At 58.9% G+C, this 22,267-nt stretch carries 23 protein-coding genes; 7 read left to right on the top strand and 16 right to left on the bottom strand.

Annotated elements, in window-relative coordinates:
* Positions 1-12: 12 nt before the first annotated feature.
* The 10 genes from ACXADZ_RS15980 to ACXADZ_RS16025 all read right to left on the bottom strand — a co-directional run bounded on the left by ACXADZ_RS15980 (position 13) and on the right by ACXADZ_RS16025 (position 11,500).
* Positions 13-441, bottom strand: a complete 429-nt coding sequence (locus ACXADZ_RS15980) for an SRPBCC family protein (RefSeq protein ID WP_475197817.1) — start codon at positions 439-441, stop codon at positions 13-15.
* Complete coding sequence (locus ACXADZ_RS15985; protein ID WP_475197819.1) at positions 429-758, bottom strand: ArsR/SmtB family transcription factor; 330 nt, start codon at positions 756-758, stop codon at positions 429-431. The genes ACXADZ_RS15980 and ACXADZ_RS15985 overlap by 13 nt, the downstream gene beginning before the upstream one ends.
* A 21-nt stretch (positions 759-779) precedes the next feature.
* Positions 780-1,679: a phosphoserine phosphatase SerB gene (gene serB / locus ACXADZ_RS15990; protein ID WP_475197821.1), complete on the bottom strand. Its 900-nt coding sequence runs from the start codon at positions 1,677-1,679 to the stop codon at positions 780-782.
* A gap of 35 nt (positions 1,680-1,714) precedes the next feature.
* A complete protein-coding gene (locus ACXADZ_RS15995; RefSeq protein ID WP_475197825.1) occupies positions 1,715-2,443 on the bottom strand; it encodes a metallophosphoesterase family protein in 729 nt (242 codons plus the stop codon).
* Positions 2,444-2,564: 121 nt separating this feature from the next.
* Positions 2,565-4,160, bottom strand: coding sequence for a phosphoglycerate dehydrogenase (serA, locus tag ACXADZ_RS16000; protein WP_171095699.1), 1,596 nt, complete (start codon positions 4,158-4,160; stop codon positions 2,565-2,567).
* A 58-nt stretch (positions 4,161-4,218) separates the two neighbouring features.
* Positions 4,219-5,373 (bottom strand): phosphoserine transaminase, encoded by a 1,155-nt coding sequence (locus ACXADZ_RS16005; protein ID WP_475197827.1) that lies wholly within the window; start codon positions 5,371-5,373, stop codon positions 4,219-4,221.
* Between the two features lie 198 nt (positions 5,374-5,571).
* Positions 5,572-8,427: an aminomethyl-transferring glycine dehydrogenase gene (gene gcvP, locus ACXADZ_RS16010; protein ID WP_475197829.1), complete on the bottom strand. Its 2,856-nt coding sequence runs from the start codon at positions 8,425-8,427 to the stop codon at positions 5,572-5,574.
* A gap of 114 nt (positions 8,428-8,541) precedes the next feature.
* Positions 8,542-8,907 carry a glycine cleavage system protein GcvH gene (gcvH, locus tag ACXADZ_RS16015; protein WP_171096793.1) on the bottom strand — a complete coding sequence of 122 codons (366 nt, stop codon included), beginning with the start codon at positions 8,905-8,907 and terminating at the stop codon, positions 8,542-8,544.
* An 18-nt stretch (positions 8,908-8,925) separates the two neighbouring features.
* Positions 8,926-10,020, bottom strand: a complete 1,095-nt coding sequence (gcvT, locus tag ACXADZ_RS16020; protein ID WP_475197831.1) for a glycine cleavage system aminomethyltransferase GcvT — start codon at positions 10,018-10,020, stop codon at positions 8,926-8,928.
* A gap of 292 nt (positions 10,021-10,312) precedes the next feature.
* Positions 10,313-11,500, bottom strand: a complete 1,188-nt coding sequence (locus ACXADZ_RS16025) for a Zn-dependent hydrolase (RefSeq protein ID WP_475197835.1) — start codon at positions 11,498-11,500, stop codon at positions 10,313-10,315.
* A gap of 135 nt (positions 11,501-11,635) precedes the next feature.
* On the opposite strand from ACXADZ_RS16025, the gene ACXADZ_RS16030 reads away from it, so the two are divergent.
* Genes ACXADZ_RS16030 through ACXADZ_RS16045 form a run of 4 tightly spaced genes read left to right on the top strand, consistent with a single transcriptional unit; the run spans position 11,636 to position 15,135 of the window.
* A complete protein-coding gene (locus ACXADZ_RS16030) occupies positions 11,636-12,286 on the top strand; it encodes a histidine phosphatase family protein (RefSeq protein WP_475197837.1) in 651 nt (216 codons plus the stop codon).
* A gap of 18 nt (positions 12,287-12,304) precedes the next feature.
* On the top strand, positions 12,305-12,919 hold the full coding sequence (locus tag ACXADZ_RS16035; protein WP_171670572.1) for a glutathione S-transferase family protein: 615 nt from the start codon (positions 12,305-12,307) through the stop codon (positions 12,917-12,919).
* A gap of 14 nt (positions 12,920-12,933) precedes the next feature.
* Positions 12,934-13,989, top strand: coding sequence for a saccharopine dehydrogenase (locus tag ACXADZ_RS16040; protein WP_475197840.1), 1,056 nt, complete (start codon positions 12,934-12,936; stop codon positions 13,987-13,989).
* Between the two features lie 3 nt (positions 13,990-13,992).
* Entirely contained in the window at positions 13,993-15,135 is a 1,143-nt protein-coding gene (locus ACXADZ_RS16045; protein WP_475197843.1) for a saccharopine dehydrogenase family protein, read from the top strand.
* An 84-nt stretch (positions 15,136-15,219) separates the two neighbouring features.
* Here ACXADZ_RS16045 and ACXADZ_RS16050 read toward each other — a convergent pair whose 3' ends face one another.
* From ACXADZ_RS16050 to ACXADZ_RS16065, 4 genes are all read right to left on the bottom strand, one after another.
* Positions 15,220-15,423: a DUF1127 domain-containing protein gene (locus tag ACXADZ_RS16050; protein ID WP_171093325.1), complete on the bottom strand. Its 204-nt coding sequence runs from the start codon at positions 15,421-15,423 to the stop codon at positions 15,220-15,222.
* Positions 15,424-15,480: 57 nt separating this feature from the next.
* Positions 15,481-15,708, bottom strand: coding sequence for a DUF1127 domain-containing protein (locus tag ACXADZ_RS16055; protein ID WP_171093323.1), 228 nt, complete (start codon positions 15,706-15,708; stop codon positions 15,481-15,483).
* 239 nt (positions 15,709-15,947) lie between these two features.
* Positions 15,948-16,265 (bottom strand): DUF3775 domain-containing protein, encoded by a 318-nt coding sequence (locus ACXADZ_RS16060; protein WP_171093320.1) that lies wholly within the window; start codon positions 16,263-16,265, stop codon positions 15,948-15,950.
* Between the two features lie 85 nt (positions 16,266-16,350).
* Positions 16,351-17,124 carry a DUF1365 domain-containing protein gene (locus ACXADZ_RS16065; protein WP_475197845.1) on the bottom strand — a complete coding sequence of 258 codons (774 nt, stop codon included), beginning with the start codon at positions 17,122-17,124 and terminating at the stop codon, positions 16,351-16,353.
* A gap of 146 nt (positions 17,125-17,270) precedes the next feature.
* On the opposite strand from ACXADZ_RS16065, the gene ACXADZ_RS16070 reads away from it, so the two are divergent.
* From ACXADZ_RS16070 to ACXADZ_RS16080, 3 genes are read left to right on the top strand one after another with little or no spacing between them, the layout of a single operon-like run.
* Positions 17,271-17,927, top strand: coding sequence for a sigma-70 family RNA polymerase sigma factor (locus ACXADZ_RS16070; protein ID WP_171670578.1), 657 nt, complete (start codon positions 17,271-17,273; stop codon positions 17,925-17,927).
* Between the two features lie 10 nt (positions 17,928-17,937).
* Positions 17,938-18,588: a ChrR family anti-sigma-E factor gene (locus tag ACXADZ_RS16075; protein ID WP_475197846.1), complete on the top strand. Its 651-nt coding sequence runs from the start codon at positions 17,938-17,940 to the stop codon at positions 18,586-18,588.
* Between the two features lie 45 nt (positions 18,589-18,633).
* Positions 18,634-19,038 carry a hypothetical protein gene (locus ACXADZ_RS16080; RefSeq protein WP_475197848.1) on the top strand — a complete coding sequence of 135 codons (405 nt, stop codon included), beginning with the start codon at positions 18,634-18,636 and terminating at the stop codon, positions 19,036-19,038.
* A gap of 3 nt (positions 19,039-19,041) precedes the next feature.
* On the opposite strand, the gene ACXADZ_RS16085 is transcribed toward ACXADZ_RS16080, so the two are convergent.
* Both ACXADZ_RS16085 and mutL read right to left on the bottom strand, forming a co-directional pair.
* Positions 19,042-20,271, bottom strand: coding sequence for a DNA recombination protein RmuC (locus ACXADZ_RS16085; protein WP_475197850.1), 1,230 nt, complete (start codon positions 20,269-20,271; stop codon positions 19,042-19,044).
* 57 nt (positions 20,272-20,328) lie between these two features.
* Positions 20,329-22,191 (bottom strand): DNA mismatch repair endonuclease MutL, encoded by a 1,863-nt coding sequence (gene mutL / locus ACXADZ_RS16090; RefSeq protein WP_475197852.1) that lies wholly within the window; start codon positions 22,189-22,191, stop codon positions 20,329-20,331.
* Between the last annotated feature and the right edge of the window lie 76 nt (positions 22,192-22,267).

The raw sequence follows: 22,267 nt of genomic DNA on the forward strand, positions 1-22,267 counted from the left end.
CCTGATGAAAACCTATTTACAAAGTGCTTCGAGTTTGCGCAGCGAAGATGTCCAACCCTGATTGTGGTTGGCCGCCGCTTCGGCATCGGCCAGTTCCCGGTGATCCAGTGTCAGTCGTGATCCGGTGCTTGTCGCCGCAACCGACAAGGTCACGTGGCTTTCGTTGCCGCGCTGGTCCTGATCATCATGCCAGCCCCATGTGAAACCCACTGATTTAGGTGGATCGACATGGGTCACATGGCCTGAAACCTTGTATTGTTGGCCCTCTCCATTCTCCATCACCGAATACCATGGGCCTGTTCGCGAAAAATCCAGATTGTGCTCGGGCACGTGCATCCCTTCGGGACCCCACCACTGCAATAACCTGCTGCCGTCGCTGATCCATGCAAACAAATCTTCAGGGCTGACGGGGAAGTCCCGTTCCAATTTCAGGTCGGCCATGAATTCTCCCTTTCGATAATGTCACTCAGACGATCGAGGCTGCTTTCCCAGAATTGACGTTTGGATATGGTCCAATCGGCGATCATCCGCAGCCCTTCGGGACGGACAGAATACATCCGCTGTGTGCCCTGGACGCGCTGCTGCACCAAACCAGCTTCACGCAAGACCTTTAAATGGCGCGAGATCGCAGCCCCCGAGACACCTCGCCCTTCGATCAGGTCACCGGCAGGCAGTTCACCCTGTTCCATCAATTGTTCAACAATCGAGAATCGGGTGGCGTCAGACAGTGCTGAAAAGGCGGTCAGAAGCGTGCTCATGACCGCTATTTAACACAAATGTTAAATAAAAGATAGCCTCGGTTTTTCGTCTGCTAAGTCAGCGCGGCTGTAACCTTGCAGATAAAGCAGCGCCGTCAGGTCACCGTGATTCACGCGCACGTCGCATTGGGCGGCAACCGAAGGCTTGGCATGAAGGGCAACCCCGGTCCCCGCCCGGCCCAGCATTCCAAGGTCATTTGCCCCGTCGCCCACTGCCATCACGTCATTTTCAGACAGGCCAAGCCGAGTTGAGATCTGTTCCAGTGCTTCGATCTTGGCCTGACGTCCCAAAATCGGACGCGCCACATCGCCCGTCAGTTTCCCGTCTTCAGCCAACAGCGTATTGGCCCGGTTTTCATCAAAACCCAGCAACTCTGCCACCCGTGCCGTGAAGGCTGTGAATCCGCCCGATACCAACGCAGCATAGGCACCGTTCGACCGCATCGTGGCCAACAATGCCTTACCACCGGGCATGAGGGTGATCCGTTCGTTCAGAACTTTGCCAATGACGCTTTCATCCAAATCCTTGAGCAAACCGACCCGTTCGATCAGCGCCCCCTCAAAGTCCAGCTCTCCGTTCATGGCTCGGGCAGTGATGTCCTTGACCCTGTCTCCCACACCGGCTTCATCCGCCAGTTCATCGATGCATTCTTGCTGGATCATCGTGCTGTCCATATCGGCCAGCAGCATCTTTTTGCGCCGCCCTTCTGCAGATTGCACGATCAGGTCGACACCCATGCCCTGCAAGTCCGCCCAGACGTCCCAGCGATTGTCGGGCATGTCGCTTAGTTCAAACTCTACCGCCTCATCCGGGCTGAGCCAGACAACATCCCCACCACCCCACGCATTGCGCAACGACTCGGGCAGGGCGCGGTCCAGCGAAGGCGCTGCAGGATTGGTCAGCAAAGTTGCGACATACATATTCATTCTCCAATACCTTGCGCGTGTGCGTCGAATTAAGGGGTCAAAAGACTGCGTCCTTTTTCAGTCAGTTCCCAACAGGTCTGCCCCTCAAACACGGCCACACCCACCGGACGCCCATAGCCCGCGCCTGTATCCAGGTTGACGCGATTTCCATAATGCTTCGCCTGATCCACTGGCGTGTGACCATGCACGATCAGCTTGGGATGCGGACCTCGATGGTTGTGAAATTCCTGCCTGATCCAGACCAGATCACTTGCCCGTTGTTCGTTGAGCGGCATGCCCGGGCGAATGCCCGCATGAACAAAAGCAAGCTCGGGCGTTTGGTGCATCAACACCAGATCGCGCAGGAAGGTCAGGTGCGATTTCGGCACTGCCCCCTTTGCCATCCGGTGCAAGTCTTCCAGCCGGATTTGACCTTCAAACTCCACTCCGTAACTGCGCAATGTCTCGATTCCGCCCAACCGGTCATGTAGCCAGTGATACCCCACAAGTAGATGCGGATCGTGGCGCGGGATGTCTTCCATGAACCAGGCGAACATACGGTCGTGATTGCCCAGCAGGGTGATCCAGTTCCGACCCGCATCACGCCCGGTGATCAGGTGATCAATCAAGCCCCGACTATCGGGGCCGCGATCCACATAATCCCCTAAAAACACCACCTGAGCATCCGGGCCACCATCATGTTGGATCAGAGAAAGTGCGCGCTCTAGCTCGGCCACCTGCCCGTGCAAATCGCCGATTACATAGACAGGCTGTGTCATTGACATCCTCCGCCGGTAAGGTTCAGCTCGCTTGTGCCTCAGAACACGGTTTCAGCGAACAAAGGACCCGGATCTTTTCAAAACCGGGTCCTGAACTGTTTCTCAAACTCAACAGGCCACGTCAGGCGACATCAAACACCAATGGTTTGATCTGCGTGAACAAGCCCGTTTCCGCCAGCTTGGCGCGTGCCTCGGCCGGAACCGGTTCGTCCACGTAAAGCAGCGCAATGGCTTCACCGCCTGCCTCGGACCGACCAAGGGTAAAGTTCGCGATGTTAACGTTGTTCTCACCCATAGTCTGACCCAGCGCACCAATGATACCCGGAACGTCTTCGTTGGTCGTGTACAGCATATGAGCGCCGATCTCGGCATCGATATTGATGCCCTTGATCTGGATAAAGCGCGGCTTGCCGTCGCTGAACACGGTGCCCCCGATCGAACGTTCGCGCTTATCGGTTACAACGGTGACTTTGATGTAGCCCTCAAACGCGCCCGATTTGTCCTGATTGGTGGTCGAGATTTTGATCCCGCGTTCCTTGGCGACAACCGGGGCTGAAACCATATTCACCTCGGGGTTGAACTTCTTCATGATCCCCGCGACCACTGCGCAGTTCAGCGCAGCCAGGTTCATTTCAGCGGCCACACCGTCATAGAGGATGTTGATCGCCTTGACCGGCTCATCTGTCATCTGGCCGATAAAGCTGCCCAAATGCCCGGCCAGCTTGATCCAAGGCCCCATAACCTTTGCTTCTTCGGCAGTGACGCTGGGCATGTTCAGCGCATTTTCCACAGCACCGGTCAGCAGGTAGTTCGAGATCTGCTCGGCCACCTGCAACGCCACGTTTTCCTGCGCTTCGGTCGTAGCCGCACCAAGGTGGGGCGTGCAGACCACGTTGGGCAGATTGAACAGCGCGTTTTCCTTGGCGGGTTCCTCGCTGAACACGTCAAAAGCGGCACCGGCCACGTGACCGGATTGCAGCGCCTCGGCCAGAGCGTCTTCATCGACCAGACCGCCACGGGCGCAGTTGATGATGCGCACGCCTTTCTTGGTTTTGGCAAGGTTCTCACGGCTCAGGATGTTGCGGGTCTGGTCGGTCAACGGCACGTGCAGCGTGATGAAGTCCGCGCGCGACAGCAACTCGTCCAGCTCGACTTTTTCCACGCCCATTTGCGCGGCCTTCTCTTCGCCCAGATAGGGGTCATAGGCGACGACCTTCATCTTCAGGCCCAATGCGCGCTCGCAGACGATACCACCAATGTTGCCAGCACCAATTACGCCGAGCGTCTTGTTGGTCAGCTCGATCCCCATGAACTTGGATTTTTCCCACTTGCCCGCATGGGTCGAAGTGCTGGCCTCGGGGATTTGCCGCGCCACGGCAAACATCATCGCAATCGCATGTTCTGCGGTCGTGATCATGTTGCCGAACGGCGTGTTCATCACAATCACGCCTTTCTTCGAAGCGGCATCCTTGTCGATATTGTCCGTGCCGATACCAGCGCGGCCAATGACCTTCAGCTTGTCGGCTTTCTCCAGGATGGTCGGTGTGACCTTGGTGGCGGAACGAATGGCAAGACCGTCATACTGACCGATCACCTCGGCCAGCTTGTCTTTGTCCTTGCCCAGATCGGGCATGAAATCCACATCGATGCCGCGATCGCGGAAAATCTGCACGGCGGTTTCGCTGAGCTTGTCAGATACGAGTACTTTAGGGGCCATATCTCTGGTCCTTGAATTGTATGGAAGGTCCGGGCCTGAACCGGCCCGGCAAAAAAGGTCAGGCAGCTTCGGTTTGCGCTGCGATCTCGGCCTCGAAGGCCCAGGCCAACCAAGGCAACATCGCCTCGATATCCGAGGTCTCAACCGTACCGCCGCACCAGATACGCAGACCCGCAGGCGCGTCGCGGTAGGCCCCGATGTCCAGCGCGATATTCTGAACCTCAAGCCGTTTGGCCACAGCCTTGGCGAAGGCGGCTCCGTCCTGAATGCGCGCGTCGGTGAATTTCAGGCACACGGATGTGTTCGACTGCGTCGCCGCGTCTTCGGCCAGATTGGCAATCCAGTCATTTTGTGTACAGAACACATGAACCGCATTGGCATTTGCGTCCGCACGAGCAATCAAACCCTGCAAGCCACCGACCGAGCGCGCCCAGTCCAGCGCAAACAGGTAATCCTCGACCGCCAACATAGAAGGCGTGTTGATCGTGGCACCGGTAAAGATACCGTCGATCAGCTTTCCGCCTTTGGTCAGACGGAAAATCTTGGGCAGCGGCCATGCTGGGGTGTAGCTTTCCAGCCGTTCAACGGCACGAGGGCTCAGGATCAACATCCCATGCGCTGCTTCGCCGCCCAGAACCTTTTGCCAGCTAAAGGTGGTCACATCCAGCTTGTCCCAGGGCAGGTCCATTGCAAAGGCCGCCGAGGTGGCATCGCAGATTGTCAGACCCTGACGGTCTTCTGCGATCCAGTCGCCGTTGGGAACCCGCACGCCAGAGGTGGTGCCGTTCCACGTAAACACGACGTCATTGGCGAAATCGACCGAATCAAGATCGACGATATTCCCGTAATCGGCGGTTTTAACCTCGGCGTCGATCTTTAGCTGCTTAACCACATCCGTCACCCAGCCCGCACCAAAGCTCTCCCAAGCCAGCATCTCGACCTTGCGCTCACCTAGCAGCGACCACAGCGCCATCTCAACAGCGCCGGTGTCCGAGGCAGGAACGATGCCGATCTTGTAATCCGCAGGAATGCCCAGCACCTCACGCGTGCCTTCGATGGCAGCTTTCAGCTTATCCTTGCCAACAGCAGCGCGGTGCGAACGACCCAGCGCGGCATCGGCCAGCTTGGACAGCTCAAATGTGGGGGGTTTGGCACAAGGGCCCGAGGAAAAACGCGGATTTTCCGGCCGCGTTGCCGGTTGTTCAATCGTCATCTGTATTACCCTTCCAGATACACGCCCCTCGTTGGGGAGGGGTGTCCCACGGACAGAGCTATGGGGGCTTTGCAGCTGCAGCAAGCGGAAAAGACGCTTGGCCGGACAAAAACGACATTTGAAGAGGCATCACATCGGAACGCTTGTTTCCGATTGGCGAAAACCCCGCCATTGATTTGGCGGGGTTTTGTTTTGGGTTTACTCGGCTGCGTCGAGATATTCTTCCATTGGGGGGCATGTGCAGACGAGGTTTCTGTCGCCATATGCGTTGTCGACGCGGTTGACGGGGGACCAGTATTTGTCGACGCCCATGGAGCCCGGAGGGAAGCAGGCCTGTTCACGGGTGTAGGGGCGGTCCCAGTCGCCGACCAGATCGCGCACCGTGTGGGGGGCGTTTTTCAGCGGGTTGTTCTCCGCGTCGATCTTGCCGTCGATGATGTCCTGCGCTTCCGCCCGGATGGACAGCATAGCATCGCAGAAACGATCCAGTTCGGCCATGGGTTCCGATTCCGTGGGTTCCACCATCAGGGTGCCCGCCACCGGCCAGCTCATGGTCGGCGCGTGGAAGCCTGAATCGACCAGACGCTTGGCCACATCGTCGACGGTGACATGCGCCGCTTCGTCCAGCGGACGGGTGTCGAGGATGCATTCATGCGCCACACGCCCCGTTTCCGAGGTGTAGAGGATCGGATAAGCATCCTTGAGCCGCGCCGCGATGTAATTGGCGTTCAGGATCGCCACTTTGGTCGCCTGCGTCAGACCCGCGCCGCCCATCAGCAGCACATAAGCCCAGCTGACCGGCAGGATCGAGGGCGACCCGAAGGGCGCTGCCGAGACCGGACCCAAGGCGGTGCCGTATTCCGGGTGGCCGGGCAGGTGCTCTTCCAGATGCGCCTTGACGCCGATCGGACCCATGCCGGGGCCGCCCCCGCCATGCGGGATGCAGAAGGTCTTGTGCAGGTTCAGGTGGCTGACGTCACCGCCAATATCCCCCGGACGCGACAGACCCACCATGGCGTTCATGTTGGCGCCGTCGATATAGACCTGACCGCCGTGATCATGGGTGATCTGGCAGACCTCCTGCACGGTGGTCTCGAACACGCCATGGGTCGACGGGTAGGTGATCATGCAGGCGGCAAGGTTGTCCGAATGCTTTTCCGCCTTGGCGCGGAAGTCGGCCACATCGATATTGCCGTTCTCATCCGCCAGAACCGGCACAACCTGCCAGCCCACCATCTGGGCCGAAGCCGGGTTGGTGCCATGCGCCGAGGTTGGGATCAGGCAGACGTTCCGCTGACCTTCGCCGCGCGCGAAGTGGTAGTTGCGGATGGTCAGAAGGCCCGCATATTCGCCCTGCGCGCCCGAGTTGGGCTGCTGGGAGATCGCGTCATAGCCGGTGATCTGGCACAGCTTGTCGTTCAGGTCGGCGATCATCTCGTGATAGCCCTGCGCCTGATCTTCGGGGCAGAACGGGTGCAGATTGCCAAACTCGGGCCAGGTGACCGGGATCATCTCGATCGTGGCGTTCAGCTTCATGGTGCACGAGCCCAGCGGGATCATCGCCCGGTCCAGCGCCAGATCGCGGTCGGCCAGACGGCGCATATAACGCGTGATCTCGGCCTCGGCCCGGTTCTTGTGGAAGATCGGGTGGGTCAGGTATTCGCTTTCCCGCAGCGCATAGTCCGGCAGGCGGTACTGCTTGTTCGAGCTGTCATCGGTGCGGTCGATGCCAAAGGCACCCCAGACGGCCTCGATGGTCTCGGGGCGGGTCTGTTCGTCCAGGCTGATGCCGACCTTGGTCTCGCCGACCTTGCGCAGGTTGACACCGCGCGCCACGGCAGCTTCCATGACGGTCTTCTGCAGGTGGCCAACCTCAACCGTGATGGTGTCGAAGAACACCTCCGGCTCAACGGCAAAGCCCGCCTCTTCCAGACCAGCGGCCAGGCGCGAGGTCTTGCGGTGCACCGATTGCGCGATGGCCTTGATGCCGTCGGGGCCGTGATAGACCGCATACATCGAGGCAATGACCGCCAGCAGCGCCTGCGCGGTGCAGACGTTCGAGTTCGCCTTCTCACGGCGGATATGCTGCTCGCGGGTTTGCAGCGACAGGCGATAGGCCTTGTTGCCACGGCTGTCGATGCTGACACCGATGATCCGGCCCGGCATCGAGCGCTTCAGCTTGTCGGTGGTTGCCATATAGGCGGCGTGCGGGCCGCCATAACCCATCGGAACGCCAAAGCGCTGGGTCGAGCCGATGGCGATATCCGCGCCCATCTCGCCCGGTGACTTCAGCAGCGCCAGCGACAGGATGTCGGCGGCGACGATGGCAATGGCTTTATGTTCGTGCAGCGCGGCGATTTCTTTGGTGAAGTCGCGCACATGGCCGTGGGTACCCGGGTATTGGAAGATCGCACCAAAGACCGCGCCCGCATCCAGGCCGTCGGGATCACCCACCTGCACGTCGATGCCCAGAGGCTCGGCGCGTGTCTTAATGACCGCGATGGTCTGCGGGTGGCAGTTCTTGTCGACAAAGAAGGCCGCGTTGTTGGCTTTCGAACGCCCGCCACGCTTGGCCATCGCCATGGCTTCGGCAGCCGCTGTGGCTTCGTCCAGCAAGGAGGCGTTGGCCACGTCCAGCCCGGTCAGGTCAGAGACCATGGTCTGGAAGTTCAACAGCGCCTCAAGACGACCCTGGCTGATCTCGGGCTGGTACGGCGTGTAGGCGGTGTACCAGGCCGGGTTTTCCAGGATGTTGCGCAGGATCGGCGCGGGTGTGGTGGTGCCGTAATAGCCCTGACCGATCAGCGAGGTCAGAACCTTGTTCTTGCTCGCCACCTCTTTCATGTGGAACAGAGCATCACGTTCCGTCATCGCCGGACCCCAGTCCAGCGGCTCTTTCTGCCGGATCGCGGGCGGGACGGTGGCGTCGATCAGTTCGTCCAGCGTCTTGAAGCCGATCACCTTGAGCATGTCGCGCATCTCGGTTGGGCTTGGGCCAATGTGGCGGCGATTGGCGAAGTCATAGGCTTCGTAGTCGGTCAGTTTGAAGGCCATCTTTGCGCTCCTCACGGATAGGTCAGGGCCGGCGGAGACTGCGGGAGCCTCCGGCGGGAGTATTTGGAAAAAGATGAAGCGGGGGAGCCCCAAAGACGGGGCTCCGGGTTTGGGTCAGCCGATGAAGGCTTTGTATCCGGCCTCGTCCATCAGGTCTTCAAGCTGCGACGCGTCCGCAATCTTGACCTTGTAGATCCAGGCTTCGCCCTCGGGGTCGTCGTTCAGCGCGCCGGGGTTGTCGGCCAGCGCTTCGTTCACTTCAACGATCTCGCCATCGACCGGGGCGTAAAGTTCCGAGGCCGCTTTGACGGATTCGATCACGCCGATCTCGCCGTCTTTCTCGAACTCGTCGCCCACTTCCTGCTGCTCGACAAACACCACCTCACCCAGCTGTTCAGCCGCGTGTTTGGTGATGCCCAGCGTGGCGGTGTCGCCCTCAACGGTCAGCCATTCATGTTCTTCGGAATAATAGGTTGCCATCTTGTCTCTCTCCTGACTTCAACGCTTGTAATTCTGTGTGACGAAGGGCAGCGCCACGATCTCGGCCGGTTGCGCCTTGCCCCGGATGATCAGGTTCACCTTCTCACCCGGCGCGCCATGGCCTTTGCTCACATAGCCCATCGCAACCGGGCCACCCACCGTGGGGCCAAAGCTGCCCGAGGTGATCTGACCAATCGTGTTGCCCTCAAGGCATTGCACCTCGACGCCCTGACGCGCCGGTGCCCGGCCTTCGGGCTTGATGCCCACCAGCTTGCGCGCCGCGCCCTCGGCCAGTTCCTTTTGCACGCGATCCGCGCCCGGAAAGCCGCCTTCTTCCTTGCGGCGTTTCTGAATGGCCCAGCCCAGGCTGGCCTCGATCGGCGAGGTGCTCTGGTCGATGTCATTGCCGTAAAGGCACAGGCCCGCCTCGAGCCGAAGGCTGTCGCGCGCGCCCAGACCCGCAGGTTCGCAATCTTCATGCGCCAGGAACGCCTTGCAGATCTCGATCGCCTTGTCCTCGGGGATCGAGATCTCATACCCATCCTCGCCGGTATAGCCCAGACGCGAGATGCGGCATTCAACGCCGTTGATATCGGCCACAGTGGTTTCCATGAACTTCAGATCGCGGGCAGCGGGGCAGAGTTCCCCGACTACCTCTTCGGCCTTGGGGCCTTGCACGGCCACCAGCGCGCGGTCGAAGATCTCGGTCACTTCGACGCCGTCCAGATTGGCCTGCATATGCGGAATGTCCTGATGCCGCAGCGCCGCGTTCACCACCACAAAGTAATGATCGCCCGCATTCGACACGATCAGGTCATCCATGATCCCGCCATCTGCGTTGGTAAAGAACCCGTACCGCGCCTTGCCTTCCTTCAGCGTCGCATAAGCCTGAGGGCACAAAGCTTCCAGCTTCTCACCCACATTCTCACCGCGCAAAATCACCTGACCCATGTGAGACACATCAAACAACGCCGCCTTCTCACGACACTGCTTATGCTCCCCCATGATCCCCAGCGGATACTGGACAGGCATCTCCCAACCCGCAAAATCAACCATCTTACCACCCAACTCAACATGCAAATCGTACAAGGGCGTGCGTCTAATATCGGTCATGGCGGGTACTTTCCGTATCTAGCGTTTAGAGTGCCGCCTCGTCAGTCTGCCCCAAGCTGAAAAGATTGCAACGATTCCAGTCAGCTTGCGCCTTAAACACTGCCTTTGCGACACGTCTGCATACAGGCGTATGCACATTAATGTTCCTATAGGAAACTTTTTTCCCTTAGGCAACACTCCTTATCTGATCGTTTCCGCCTCGACACCTGATGTCGCTCATTCTCCGGCGCGGCTCTATTTGGTGGGAATTTAAAATATTGATAAATAAATACTTTTACTTCACCTTACATCGTCACCCACCAAGCGCCTGTACGGCGACATCCAACACATTGAGACCAGCAAGCAGATCACATTCTGCGGTATCTTCAGCGAAATCATGGCTGATTCCGTTGATCGAAGGCACAAACAGCATGGCAACAGGCATCAGGCGGGACACGTTCGTCGCGTCGTGCAATGCGCCCGACGGCATCTTGCGCCATTTCTCCGGCGCTACTTGCTGCGCACCACTTTCAAGCGCCTCCCGCAATGTCTGGTCCATGGCAACAGGCTCGAGCCCCAGCATCGGGCCATAATCCAATGCCATCCCTTGTTCTTCAGCGACTTCCTGAGCTGTTGCGCGAATGATCTTTTCCATCCGAACCAGCCGATCCGCGTCGCCATCGCGCCATTGCATCGAGAACCGAACCCGACCCGGAACGATAGACGAGGCATTGGGATGCACATCGACACGCCCGATGGTCCAGACAGTCTGTGGCGTTACCACATTGCGGAAGCGTTCATTGAGACGGGTATTGAACAGGGACAGCGCTTGAAACGCATCCCGGCGCAGGTGCATCGGTGTTGTGCCTGCATGGTTCTGCTGGCCCTCAAAAGTGATCGACATATCACGGATGCCAACAATATCGGTGACGACGCCAATCTGCTCGCCTGCCGCGTCCAGGGACGGGCCTTGTTCGATATGCATCTCGATAAAGCCGTTGAACCGGGACGGGTCCACAAAAGCACCAGACAATTCGGACATTGAGGACCGCGCAGCACCAAAACTGACGCCCGCGCCATCGGTCAAACCATCTGCCTGATCCAACGGCAGGCCGCCGGACCACACGGCAGAGCCTGTGGTCACACCAAACCGGCCTTCTTCGTCCTGAAAGCTGACAACCGAGATAGGCCGGTCGCTGGAACGCGCGATTTCCAGCGCGGCGATAACGCCCAGCGCGCCGTCCAGCCAACCGCCCTCGGGCTGGCTGTCGGAATGCGATCCCATCAGCAACGAGGAACCTTCGGCCAACCCGAACAGATTTCCGACCGGGTCGAAATGTGGTGTCAGCCCGGCGTCCACCATACGCTCAGCAAGCCAATTGCGCGCGTCGATGTCCGCTTGTGAATAGGCCGGCCGGACTACGCCCTTGCCGACACCCGACGCCCCAAATTCACGCAGCTTGTGCAAATCCGCCAAGAACCGTTCGTGATTGACTGGCATGACACCCTCCGAATTTTCCGTGGGCAGACCATAGCCACAAATGAAACCGCGGCGAGGATTTTTTCTTTGGCAGGTGAAACCCCTCTGGTCCCGGGGTGGAACCTGCCCTAAGACGTCTGCGCAAGAGGGACCAACATGTCACATATCACATTGGTGCGGCACGGGCAGGCCAATACCGCAGCGCGCGACGAAGTAAGTTACGACAAGCTCAGCGACTTGGGGCATCAGCAAGCCCGTTGGCTGGGCGCACATCTGCGCGACACGCGCAGCCACTATACCCGCGTTTATTGCGGCACTCTGACTCGCCATGCAGAAACCGCCCAAAGCATGGGGCTGACTGACCCGATCCGTGATGCACGATTGAATGAGATCGAGTATTTCACACTGGCGCAATTGCTCGAAGAACAACACGGCATTGCAATCCCAACGGATCGCGAGGGGTTTGTCGAACATCTGCCCAAGACCTTTGCCGCCTGGGCCAATGGCGACATCAAGAACACGCCCGAAACCTTCGAAGAGTTCGAGACCCGTGTTCGTGATGCGCTGAGTGAAATCGGAACCGAAGGCGGACCCGCCATTGTTGTCACCTCGGGCGGGCTGATCTCGATGGTGGTGCGGCAGGCGATGGGGTTGGATATTCCATCGATGGCGCGTGTAGCCCTTGCCATCATGAACACGTCGATGCATCGTCTGCACCCGATTGGCGCCCAGCTAAGTCCGGTTCTGTTCAATGCTGTCCCGCATCTTGAGGCACCCGACCGGCAATTCGCGCAGACCCACCTGTAGTCAGATCGGAGATACCCCATGCAGCTTTATTTTGCCCCTCACACAATCTCGGTCGCTGTTGCGATTGCTCTGGAAGAGGCAGGGTTGGAGTATGAAGCGATCCAACTGGATTTCGCCGGGGGCGAGCAGACCAAACCGGCTTACCGTCAGATCAACCCCAAAGGTCGGGTTCCGGCGCTGGTGGTTGACGGTGGCATCCTGACCGAAACCGGAGCGTTGCTGGAGTTTATCGCTGCCCAAGCGCCGTCGGCAGGTTTAGTCCCTGCTGATCCAGTGATGGCCGCGCGCATGCGTGAAGTGATGTTCTATCTTGCGTCGACCATGCATGTGAACCACGCGCACAAGATGCGCGGAGCGCGATGGGCGGACAAGAAGCCCAGCTGGAAAGACATGAAGGATAAAGTCCCACAGACCATGACAGCATCCTGTGAATACATCTGTTCAAACGGCCTGCGTGGGCCGTTTGTTCTGGGTGACGCATTCTCGCTGGCAGATGCCTATCTTTATGTGGTTTGCAGCTGGCTGGAAGGCGACGGCGTCGATGTCTCGGCCTTTCCCAAAATTCTTGCCTTCCGCGAGGCGATGGAGGCGCGGCCTTCGGTTCAGGCGGTCCGTGCCGCCGGAATGCTCTGACAAAAGGAATTACGATGACACATCTCTGGGTCCGGGCAGAACAGCGCCCGAACGAGGAACGGGTTGGGCTGACCCCCGAAGGGGCCGCAGCGCTGATCGCGGCTGGCATCCGCGTGACGGTCGAGGAAAGCCATGTCCGCGCCATTCCAATCGACGGCTACAAGGACGCAGGCTGCGAGATCGCACCTGAAAACACGTGGCCCGACGCCCCGGCGGACGCGATCATATTCGGCCTCAAGGAGTTGCCCGAAGATGGCACGCCCCTGCCCCACCGCCACATCATGTTCGGACATGCCTACAAGGGCCAGCATTCCGGCCGCGCTTTGCTGGATCGGTTCAAGGCCGGGGGCGGCACGCTGTATGATCTGGAATATCTGGTGGATGAAGATGGTCGCCGGGTTGCGGCCTTTGGCTATTGGGCCGGGTTTGCCGGTGCGGCAGTCACGCTGAAAACCTGGGCTGCGCAGCAACGGGGCGAGCAATGCCCTCCTGTTGGGATTTATGCCGGTAAGGACGCGCTGAATGCCGATTTGCTGGCAGAACTGGACGCCACAGGGGCCGAACGACCAACCGCCATTGTCATCGGCGCCTTGGGCCGCGTTGGCACCGGCGCTGCCGATCTGTGCGAAGCCATGGGTGTTGCCGTTACCAAGTGGGACATGGCCGAGACCGCCAGCGGCGGGCCGTTCCCTGAGATTCTGAACCACGATCTGTTTCTGAACTGCATTTTCGCGCGTCCCGGCACGCCGGTTTTTGTTCCGCGTGAGGCGTTGACCGCCCCACGCAAGCTAACCGCCATTGGCGACGTCGCCTGCGACCCGGACAGCGATTACAACCCAGTGCCGGTCTACGACCGCGCAACTACATGGGACGCGCCTGCCCTTCGCGTGGCGAATGATCCGGTGATGGATGTGATGGCCATCGACAACCTGCCGTCCATGCTGCCGGTCGAAAGCTCAGAAGACTATGCCGCGCAATTGCTGCCGTCCTTGTTGACTCTGACCGATCTGGACAGCGGCGTCTGGGGTCGGGCAGAAGCAACCTACAAAACGCATATTGAAGGGATCTGAACGATGACGATTCACTGGTGTGGCACCGGCCTGTCGGCCATCCCCGGCCTACGCCGCCTGATCGAAGGCGGGCACAAGGTCACCGTCTGGAACCGAACCATCAAAAAGGCCAAGGCTGAGGTCGGAGACCTGACCGACGACATCCGGGCGTTCGACATCGACGCCCTGGGAGAGGTGCTGGGCAAAGGCGATGTGATCGTCTCGATGCTGCCGGGCGACTGGCATGTTCCGCTGGCAGAGCTGGCGATCTCGAAACAGGCCAACTTCGTCTCATCTTCGTACATCGCGCCCGAGATGCGTGCGCTGGACGACAAGGCACGTGAGGCTGGTGTCGCGCTGATCAACGAGGTTGGGCTGGACCCGGGCATCGATCACCTGATGGCACATGCGCTGGTCGACGACTATCGCGCCTCGGATGCGTTTGACCCGGAAAACCATCTGAGCTTTATCTCGTATTGCGGCGGGATCCCGAAAACCCCCAACCCGTTCCGTTACAAATTCAGCTGGTCGCCTCTGGGTGTTCTGAAAGCGTTGCGCTCGCCCTCGAAGTCAATCCGCGACTATGCCCCGCTGGATGTTGCCCGCCCCTGGGACGCCATCAGCAGCTATATCGCGCCGCTGCCCACACCGGAAAGCTTCGAGGTTTACCCGAACCGCGACTCGATCCCGTTCATGGCGCAGTACCATTTCGAGGATCACTGGCCGGTCAAGGAATTCGTCCGCGGCACTCTGCGTCTGAACGGCTGGGCCGAAGCATGGTCGGACGTGTTCACCGAGATCGAAACTCTTTCCGGCCCCGAAGGCGACGCCCGCCTGAAAGAGATGTCGGACCAGTTCTGGGACGAAAACGCCTATGATGAGGGCGAACCAGACCGCGTTGTGCTGTGCGTTGGCCTGAAGGCCGAAAAAGACGGCATCGAGGTCTGGAACAAGACCTATGTAATGGATGCCTGGGGGGATGCACGCGGCACCGCGATGGCGCGTCTGGTGTCGATCCCGGTGTCTCTGGCCGTCGAAGCGGTTCTGAACCGCGCGATCCCGGCGGGCGTTCACGCCGCGCCCAGCGATCCGAAGCTTGTACAGGGTTGGATGGGAGAGATCGACACGCTGGCGCAGCATTTGCAGATCGTCGATCACTTGGCCTGATTGAAAGGTGAAAGCCATCCCAGTTTTGCTGGAATGGCTTTCATAGTTCTTGGCTAGGCATGACTTGCGTTCCCTTTCGGGCCTTCAGATGTACCGCTCAATCGTGTCTTCGATGTCGCTTCGATTGATGCCAAGCTCGGACAATTGATGATCGGTCAACGCATTGAGATGCTGTGCCGCACGAACAATGTCGGAGCTGATCGATCGGATACGCATGGCACGGTCGAACAGTAGCAATGCACTGGCAGCCGGTGCCGGTTGATTGGTGGGCGGGATAACGTCGAACATACGGATAACCTCACAAACATAGACCTGGGGATGTGTTAATTCAGGGCAAACGCACCATCACTGGCGGTAGGGTTTGTTGTGGTAAACACTCTCATACGCGCATCGATTGATTTGGTCCCGCTGAACACCGATATCGGCAAGTTGTTGATCATCCAGCGCCTCAAGATCACGCACAGTTTTTGCAAGAATTCGGCGACGGAAGTGCTCGACCTTTTTGTCGGCGTACTTCGAAAACAGACCATCAAGAAGGCCGTTCTGGGTGTTTACTGCTTGGGTATGTACCATGTCTTTGTCCTCCTAAACTTGATTTGCGTTGTCTTGGTGAAATCAAACTTGGGGACGCCGCCTTAACGTTACCAAAGCGCATCATTAAGGTTTGTTTAAGACTGGGCCGGAGAAGGCACGCGTCGGATGAGTTATGCCGAAGCGTGTCTGCAATTTACGCCAGCAAAGTGTATCTCAATCATAGATAAAGCCCAGATGGCGGCGAAACCGCCATCCTCGTATTTGGCTTGGAAAACGAACTACATCAGGTCGTTCTCAACATCCTCGGCCGAAATGCCCAAAGCATCCAACCCGTTCTCCAGGTGATCCGACAAGTGTGGGGTTCCAATCAGGTAGTCGGCGCAGGGAGTCGAGGCTTCGGACTTGGCGGTGGCGATGGCTTCGGCCAAATCCTCAGCGAAAAAGCTTTCGCGGCCAATCCACATGATAGCGACCAGTTCGGCCTGCTCGTCTTCACCCATGCGATCAATGAACGCCCGCAGCTCGCCCTCGGCCCGGTTCAGTTCGCGGCCCATCATGGCCACCTGGGCAACTTTCCTTGCCGAAATTTCCAACATGTCCTCAGCTCCTGTTGTTCGCGGTTGTCAAACCATCACAATCATCGACAGGGGCCTGAGTCTTTGATCTTACGCAAACTGCGGGTCAGTCCCGCACGCGCGACATTGGCTGGTCGGGGACAGGTTGGGAGCGGAACGGGCGGAAGGTTGCCTTTTTCAGCCACAGTTTGAACGCCTGCCAAACAATCAGCGCAAAGGTCCGCCGGGCCCCAAACGGACGCCGCAGCAACGACCACAGGATCACCCGATTGGTCAGCGGCTGGCGGGGGCCGGTCAAGGTGGCGATCAACCCTCCGTCGGGTCGAGTATAGTCGATCCAAACACCAACCCTGTCAGGGCGGAAATCAAACCGGAACGTATAGTTTCCTTCGATCTTCTGGAATGGCGAAACATGCATCAGCTTGTCCGCCACCACCCGATCCGATGGTTCGATGACCGCAAAGTCAGGCTTGTGGCACAGATAGCTGTGACGTGTCCCAAAGGTATTCGTCACCTCGGCCACCACCGCATAGAGTTGGTCGCTGTCGTCAAAGCAGAACCAAAAGCTGACAGGGTTGAAGACATGCCCCAGAACCCGTGGCTGGGTCAGCAACATGATCCGCGCCGGTTGCGGCACGGCCATCTCGTCAAGGCGGGTACGCACCCACGCGGCACCTTCGCCCTGACCGGGCGCGCCGCCATGATCGCGCATACGCCAATTGGCGAGGTTTGCGCGGTCACGCGAAAACAACAGGGGCGTTGTCAACTTGGCCTCGGGGTCGAACAGGATGTAATCGACCGAATACCGAAACGCGTTTTCTATCCCGCCCTTGCGCCCGTGATAGGTGTGGCCCGCGATATGATCTATTTCTTTTGCCATCGTGTGTTTTCAGACCTGCCCATAACCGCTTAAAACAGCATCGTTTTCCGCCGTATTTGTATAGTAGTGTTACGGAAAATAGCGCGAGTTGGATCATAATGTCCCGATAAAGTGATCCGGCTTGGGGCGCGGCCCGTAATGTGGTTATGTTTACCGAGATCAATACTGCGACCTTGGACGAACCTGCGGCTGACACAGCCGCCCCTCAACCTTGGCGCGGGAAGAAACGCATCAAGGGTAGACAGGTGAACGGAACGAAAGCCAGTTGCGACACCAGAACCGAGTGGGTGGAACACGTCAAACGCATCCGGGATGCGCAGGACCAGTCGGCCTTTGCCGAGCTGTTCCAACACTTCGCGCCACGCATCAAGGCGTTCCTGATGAAATCAGGGTCTGATGCCACCATGGCCGAAGAATGCGCACAAGAGGTGATGGCGACCTTGTGGCACAAGGCCCATCTGTTCGATCCAACACGGGCCACCGTAGCCACGTGGGTTTTCACGATTGCTCGGAACAAGCGCATCGACGTTCTGCGCAAGCAACGCCGCCCCGAACCCGAGGAACTGGGATGGGGACCCGAGGCCGAGCCTGACCAGGACGACGTAATCGCGCTGCAACAGGAAACCGCGCAGTTGCGCACCGCCATTTTGGCGTTGCCTGAGGCGCAGAGAGAGCTGATCGAGAAGGCGTATTTCGGCGACCTGAGTCACCGCGAAATTGCGTCTCAGACCGGGTTGCCCCTGGGAACGATCAAATCACGTATTAGGCTGGCGCTGGACCGCTTGCGCCACGCGATGAACTGAGATGAGTAAGATGAGCAAGTCGATTAAACATCACCTGACAGATGACCTGCTGATGGCGTATGCCGCAGGAAATCTGCCCGAGGCGTTCGATCTGATGGTCGCAACCCATCTTTCCCTGTGTGACCATTGCCGCGCACGGGCCGAGAGCTTTGACGCCGTTGGCGGGCAGGTTCTGGATGATCAGGCAGGCTCGGTCGCCATGTCTGATACCTCCCTCGCGGCGACCATGGCCTTAATTGCGCAGGGTGCCCCGACCCCCAAGCCCGCGCGACCGGGCTGCGCCGTTCTGCCAACCCCCTTGCAGGACTATGTGGGCGGCACAGTCGCTGACATCCGCTGGAAATCCATTGGAATGGGTGTGAAGCAGGCCATTCTGCCGACCACCAAAGAGGCCACGGCACGGTTGTTGTTCATCCCGGCCGGTGCTGCGGTCCCGGATCACGGTCATCAGGGCATGGAACTGACTATGGTTCTGCAGGGCGCGTTTTCGGACGAGGTGGATCACTTTGCCCGCGGCGACGTTGAAATCGCTGACGAGGATTTGGAACACACACCTGTCGCGGATATCTCGGAAGACTGCATTTGTCTTGCAGTCACAGATGCACCGTTGAAATTCAACAAGCTTATGCCGCGCTTATTCCAGCCCTTCCTGCGCATCTGACTGCTGGTGGGTTCCGGCCAAAGCGAAGCTTGAAGGGAAACAGATATGACAGGAAAACTTCTTTTGTCGGCCCTTCTGCTTTGTTTCGCGCCTGCGGCGTTTGCCCAGATGACCGCAGAGGTGCAATTTCAGTCCGGCAGTTATGGCACCATGGTCAACGGGGCTGTCACTGGCGACGAATACTTCGACTATGTGTTGGGTGCAAAAGCCGGTCAGGAGATGTTTGCCGACCTTCAGGTTAGTGACACCAATGGGAACGGCGTGGTCTATTTCAACATCCTGCCCCCGGGCAGTGATGGGGTCGCGATCTACAATGGATCGATTGACGGCAACACCGCCCGGATTAACCTGCCAGAGGACGGAGACTATACAATCCGTGTTTATCTGATGGGCAATGACCGAGATACCGGCAAAACCGTCGGGTACAACCTGGACTTGTCGATCCAGTAAGTCTCAACCTTCGTGACGCGCCAAAGGCACAACGTCTGACGCGGCATCAGGTGCGATTTCTTCGAAATCGAAATTGTCCAGACGCTGCGCCCGTCGGCCAGCTTTTTCCGCGCTGATCTTGATTTCCGAGATATCCTTGGCCGCCTGACCAAAATGACGATCCAGATTGGTCACACGATCACCCAGACGCTCCACATCCTTGTGCAGCAATCCCAATTCTTTGCGGATCGCACCTGCCTGTTCGCGCATCCGGGCATCTTTCAGGATCGCGCGCATCGTGTTCAGCGTCGCCATACAGGTGGTGGGTGAAACGATCCACACGCGCTTGCTGAAACTTTCCTGAACCAGCTCAGGGAACTTGGCGTGAAGCTCGGCATAAACAGCTTCGGACGGCAGAAACATCAGCGCACCATCGGCGGTTTCACCGTCCAGGATGTACTTCTCGGCAATGTCGTTGATATGTTTACGCACTGTGCTGCGGAACATCTGCAACGCCGCTTTCAGCTCAGCGTCATTGGTTGCGCCGATCAGCGCTTCATACGCCTCCAGCGGGAATTTGCTGTCGATCACGATGGGGCCGGGCGGGTTCGGCAGATGGATAAGGCAGTCCGCACGACGCCCATTCGACAGGGTAGCCTGCAACTGGAAACTGTCCCTTGGCAGTGCCTTTGAGACAATGTCCGTCAGCTGGATTTCGCCAAACGCTCCACGCGTCTGCTTGTTCGACAGGATATCCTGCAGGCTGAGAACGTCACCAGACAGTTTGGTGATATTGTCCTGCGCTTTGTCGATCGCGGCCAGACGCTCCTGCAATTGGGTCAGGGATGTCGCGGTCTGTTTCGATGACCCATGCAGCGATTCTTTCATCCGCTCCTGCATTTCGGCCAGCGCGCGTGCAGACTTCATCGCGTTGTCCGCCAGCCGGTCATTCATCTGCTGCTGAACCGAGGACAGGCGCGCTTCAACCGTTTGGATCACTTGCACCTGCGCATTGGCCTGCGTGTCCGAGACATGCTGAAGACCGCCGCGCAATTGTTCCTGCCCCTGCCCCAGTTGCTGCACATGCTGTCCCAGATGCGCCATCTGCCGCGCCAGAGGTTCGGCCATCCGGGCCGAGCGATTGGCCGCCCGCAGCGACAGGAACAAAAGCAGCAGGATCAGCAGGACAACCCCGCCACCGGTCAAAAAGACCGGGTCATCTACTGGGATTTGGGTGCCTGCAATCTGGATCATGTCAGTCTTTATGTTCTCGTTTTGTTTCGATCTTCATAATAGGTTCTGAACGACAGATCAACTGCGCCCGAACAACCGCTCGATATCGCTGAGCTTCAATTCCACGTAAGTCGGCCGCCCATGATTGCACTGACCGGAATGTGGCGTCGCCTCCATCTCGCGCAGCAGGGCGTTCATCTCTTCGGCACGCATCCGGCGGCCGGAGCGGACAGAACCGTGGCAGGCCACCCGGCTGAGGATTGCCTCGATCTTTGCCTGCACCATCTGGCTTTCGCCCTGATCAGCCAACTCATCAAGAATATCTAGGATCATCGCGCGGGCATCGACCTCGCCCAAAATGGCAGGAGTTTCACGCACAGCGATGGCCCCGCCACCGAAGGGTTCAATGGTCAGACCAAAGCGCGTCAAGTTATCAGCAACAGCCATCAGACGCGCACAATCGCCTTCAGACAACTCCACGATTTCCGGGATCAGAAGCGCCTGCGCCGCAACGCTGTTTTCCGCCATCTGGGTTTTCAGCTTTTCATAAACCAGCCGTTCATGTGCAGCGTGCTGATCCACGATCACCATACCGTCGGCGGTTTGCGCGATAATGTAATTCTCGTGCACCTGCCCCCGCGCAGCCCCCAATGGCAGGTCCTGCGGTTGAGGTTCTTCTGTCTCGGCAATCGGCGAAACCGGGGTGGGCTCGACAATGCTGCCGCTGTAATCCTGAGCCAGTTCAGCAAAGCCCGGAGATTGCGCCCAGTAGGCCGCCTGTCGCGCTGCTGGCGAAGGTCGATCCATCTGATACACACGGGCCGGGGCAGATTGCGCAGGTTCGGGCCGCATCGCCCCCAGGGTCGCATTGGCCACGGTCGAGGATGCCCGATGCCCGGCCTCGGCCAGAGCATGGCGCAGGCTGGACACAATCAGACCGCGCGCAACGCCGGGGTCGCGGAACCGTACCTCGGATTTGGCGGGATGAACGTTCACATCCACCAGCGTCGGGTCACAGTCGATGAACAAAGCCGCCGCCGGATGCCGATCCCGGCTAAGGAAATCGAAATAGGCGGCCCGCAAAGCGCCAGTCAGCATCTTGTCACGCACAGGGCGGCCATTAACAAAAAGATACTGCGCCACCGCAGCACCGCGCGAATAGGTCGGCAAGGCAGCATAGCCATAAAGCCGGATGCCTTCGCGCGTGGCGTCGATTTGCAGCGCATTCTCGGCAAACTCGCGCCCGATCACGCGGGCCAGGCGGGCGTGGAGCGCATCGAAGAGATCTCCGTTCTCGCGATCCGCGCGGAAGGTCACACGACCTTCACCGCCACCGGACACATCGCGCAGCGTGAAGGTTACGGATGGCTCGGCCATGGCCAGCCGTTTCACCGTATCGGTGATGGCTTGCGTCTCGGCCCGGTCGGTGCGCATAAACTTCAGCCGGGCGGGCGTGGCAAAGAACAGATCGCGCAGTTCGACGACTGCGCCCGCGCGCAGGGCGGCGGGTTTGACCGCGCCCACCTTGCCGCCCGCAACGTGGATCTGCGCCGCCTCGGCACCCGGTACGCGGCTGGAGATGGTCAGTCGCCCGACCGCACCCAAAGAAGGCAGCGCCTCTCCGCGAAACCCAAAGGTATGGATGTTCAGCAGGTCCGACCCATCAATCTTTGACGTGGCATGGCGGGACAACGCCAGCGGCAGATCATCCGCCGAAATACCACAGCCGTCATCCGTGACGCGGATCAGGGTCTTGCCCCCATCCGCAATATCGATGGCGATCCGCGTGGCCCCTGCGTCGATTGCGTTCTCGACCAGTTCCTTCACGGCAGAGGCCGGACGTTCCACCACCTCACCGGCTGCAATCCTGTTGATTGCAGCGTCATCCAGTTGCCGGATCACCGGGCGATTTTCGCTGATATTGGGGTTTGCCTGCGCCATACCCCTAGACCTAGCACAGCCGCGTACGATTCTGCCACTGGTTTACGCAGGTCTTTTGATCAGAGAGGGGGTGTCC

Source organism: Ruegeria sp. ABM4_193 (assembly GCF_056158705.1).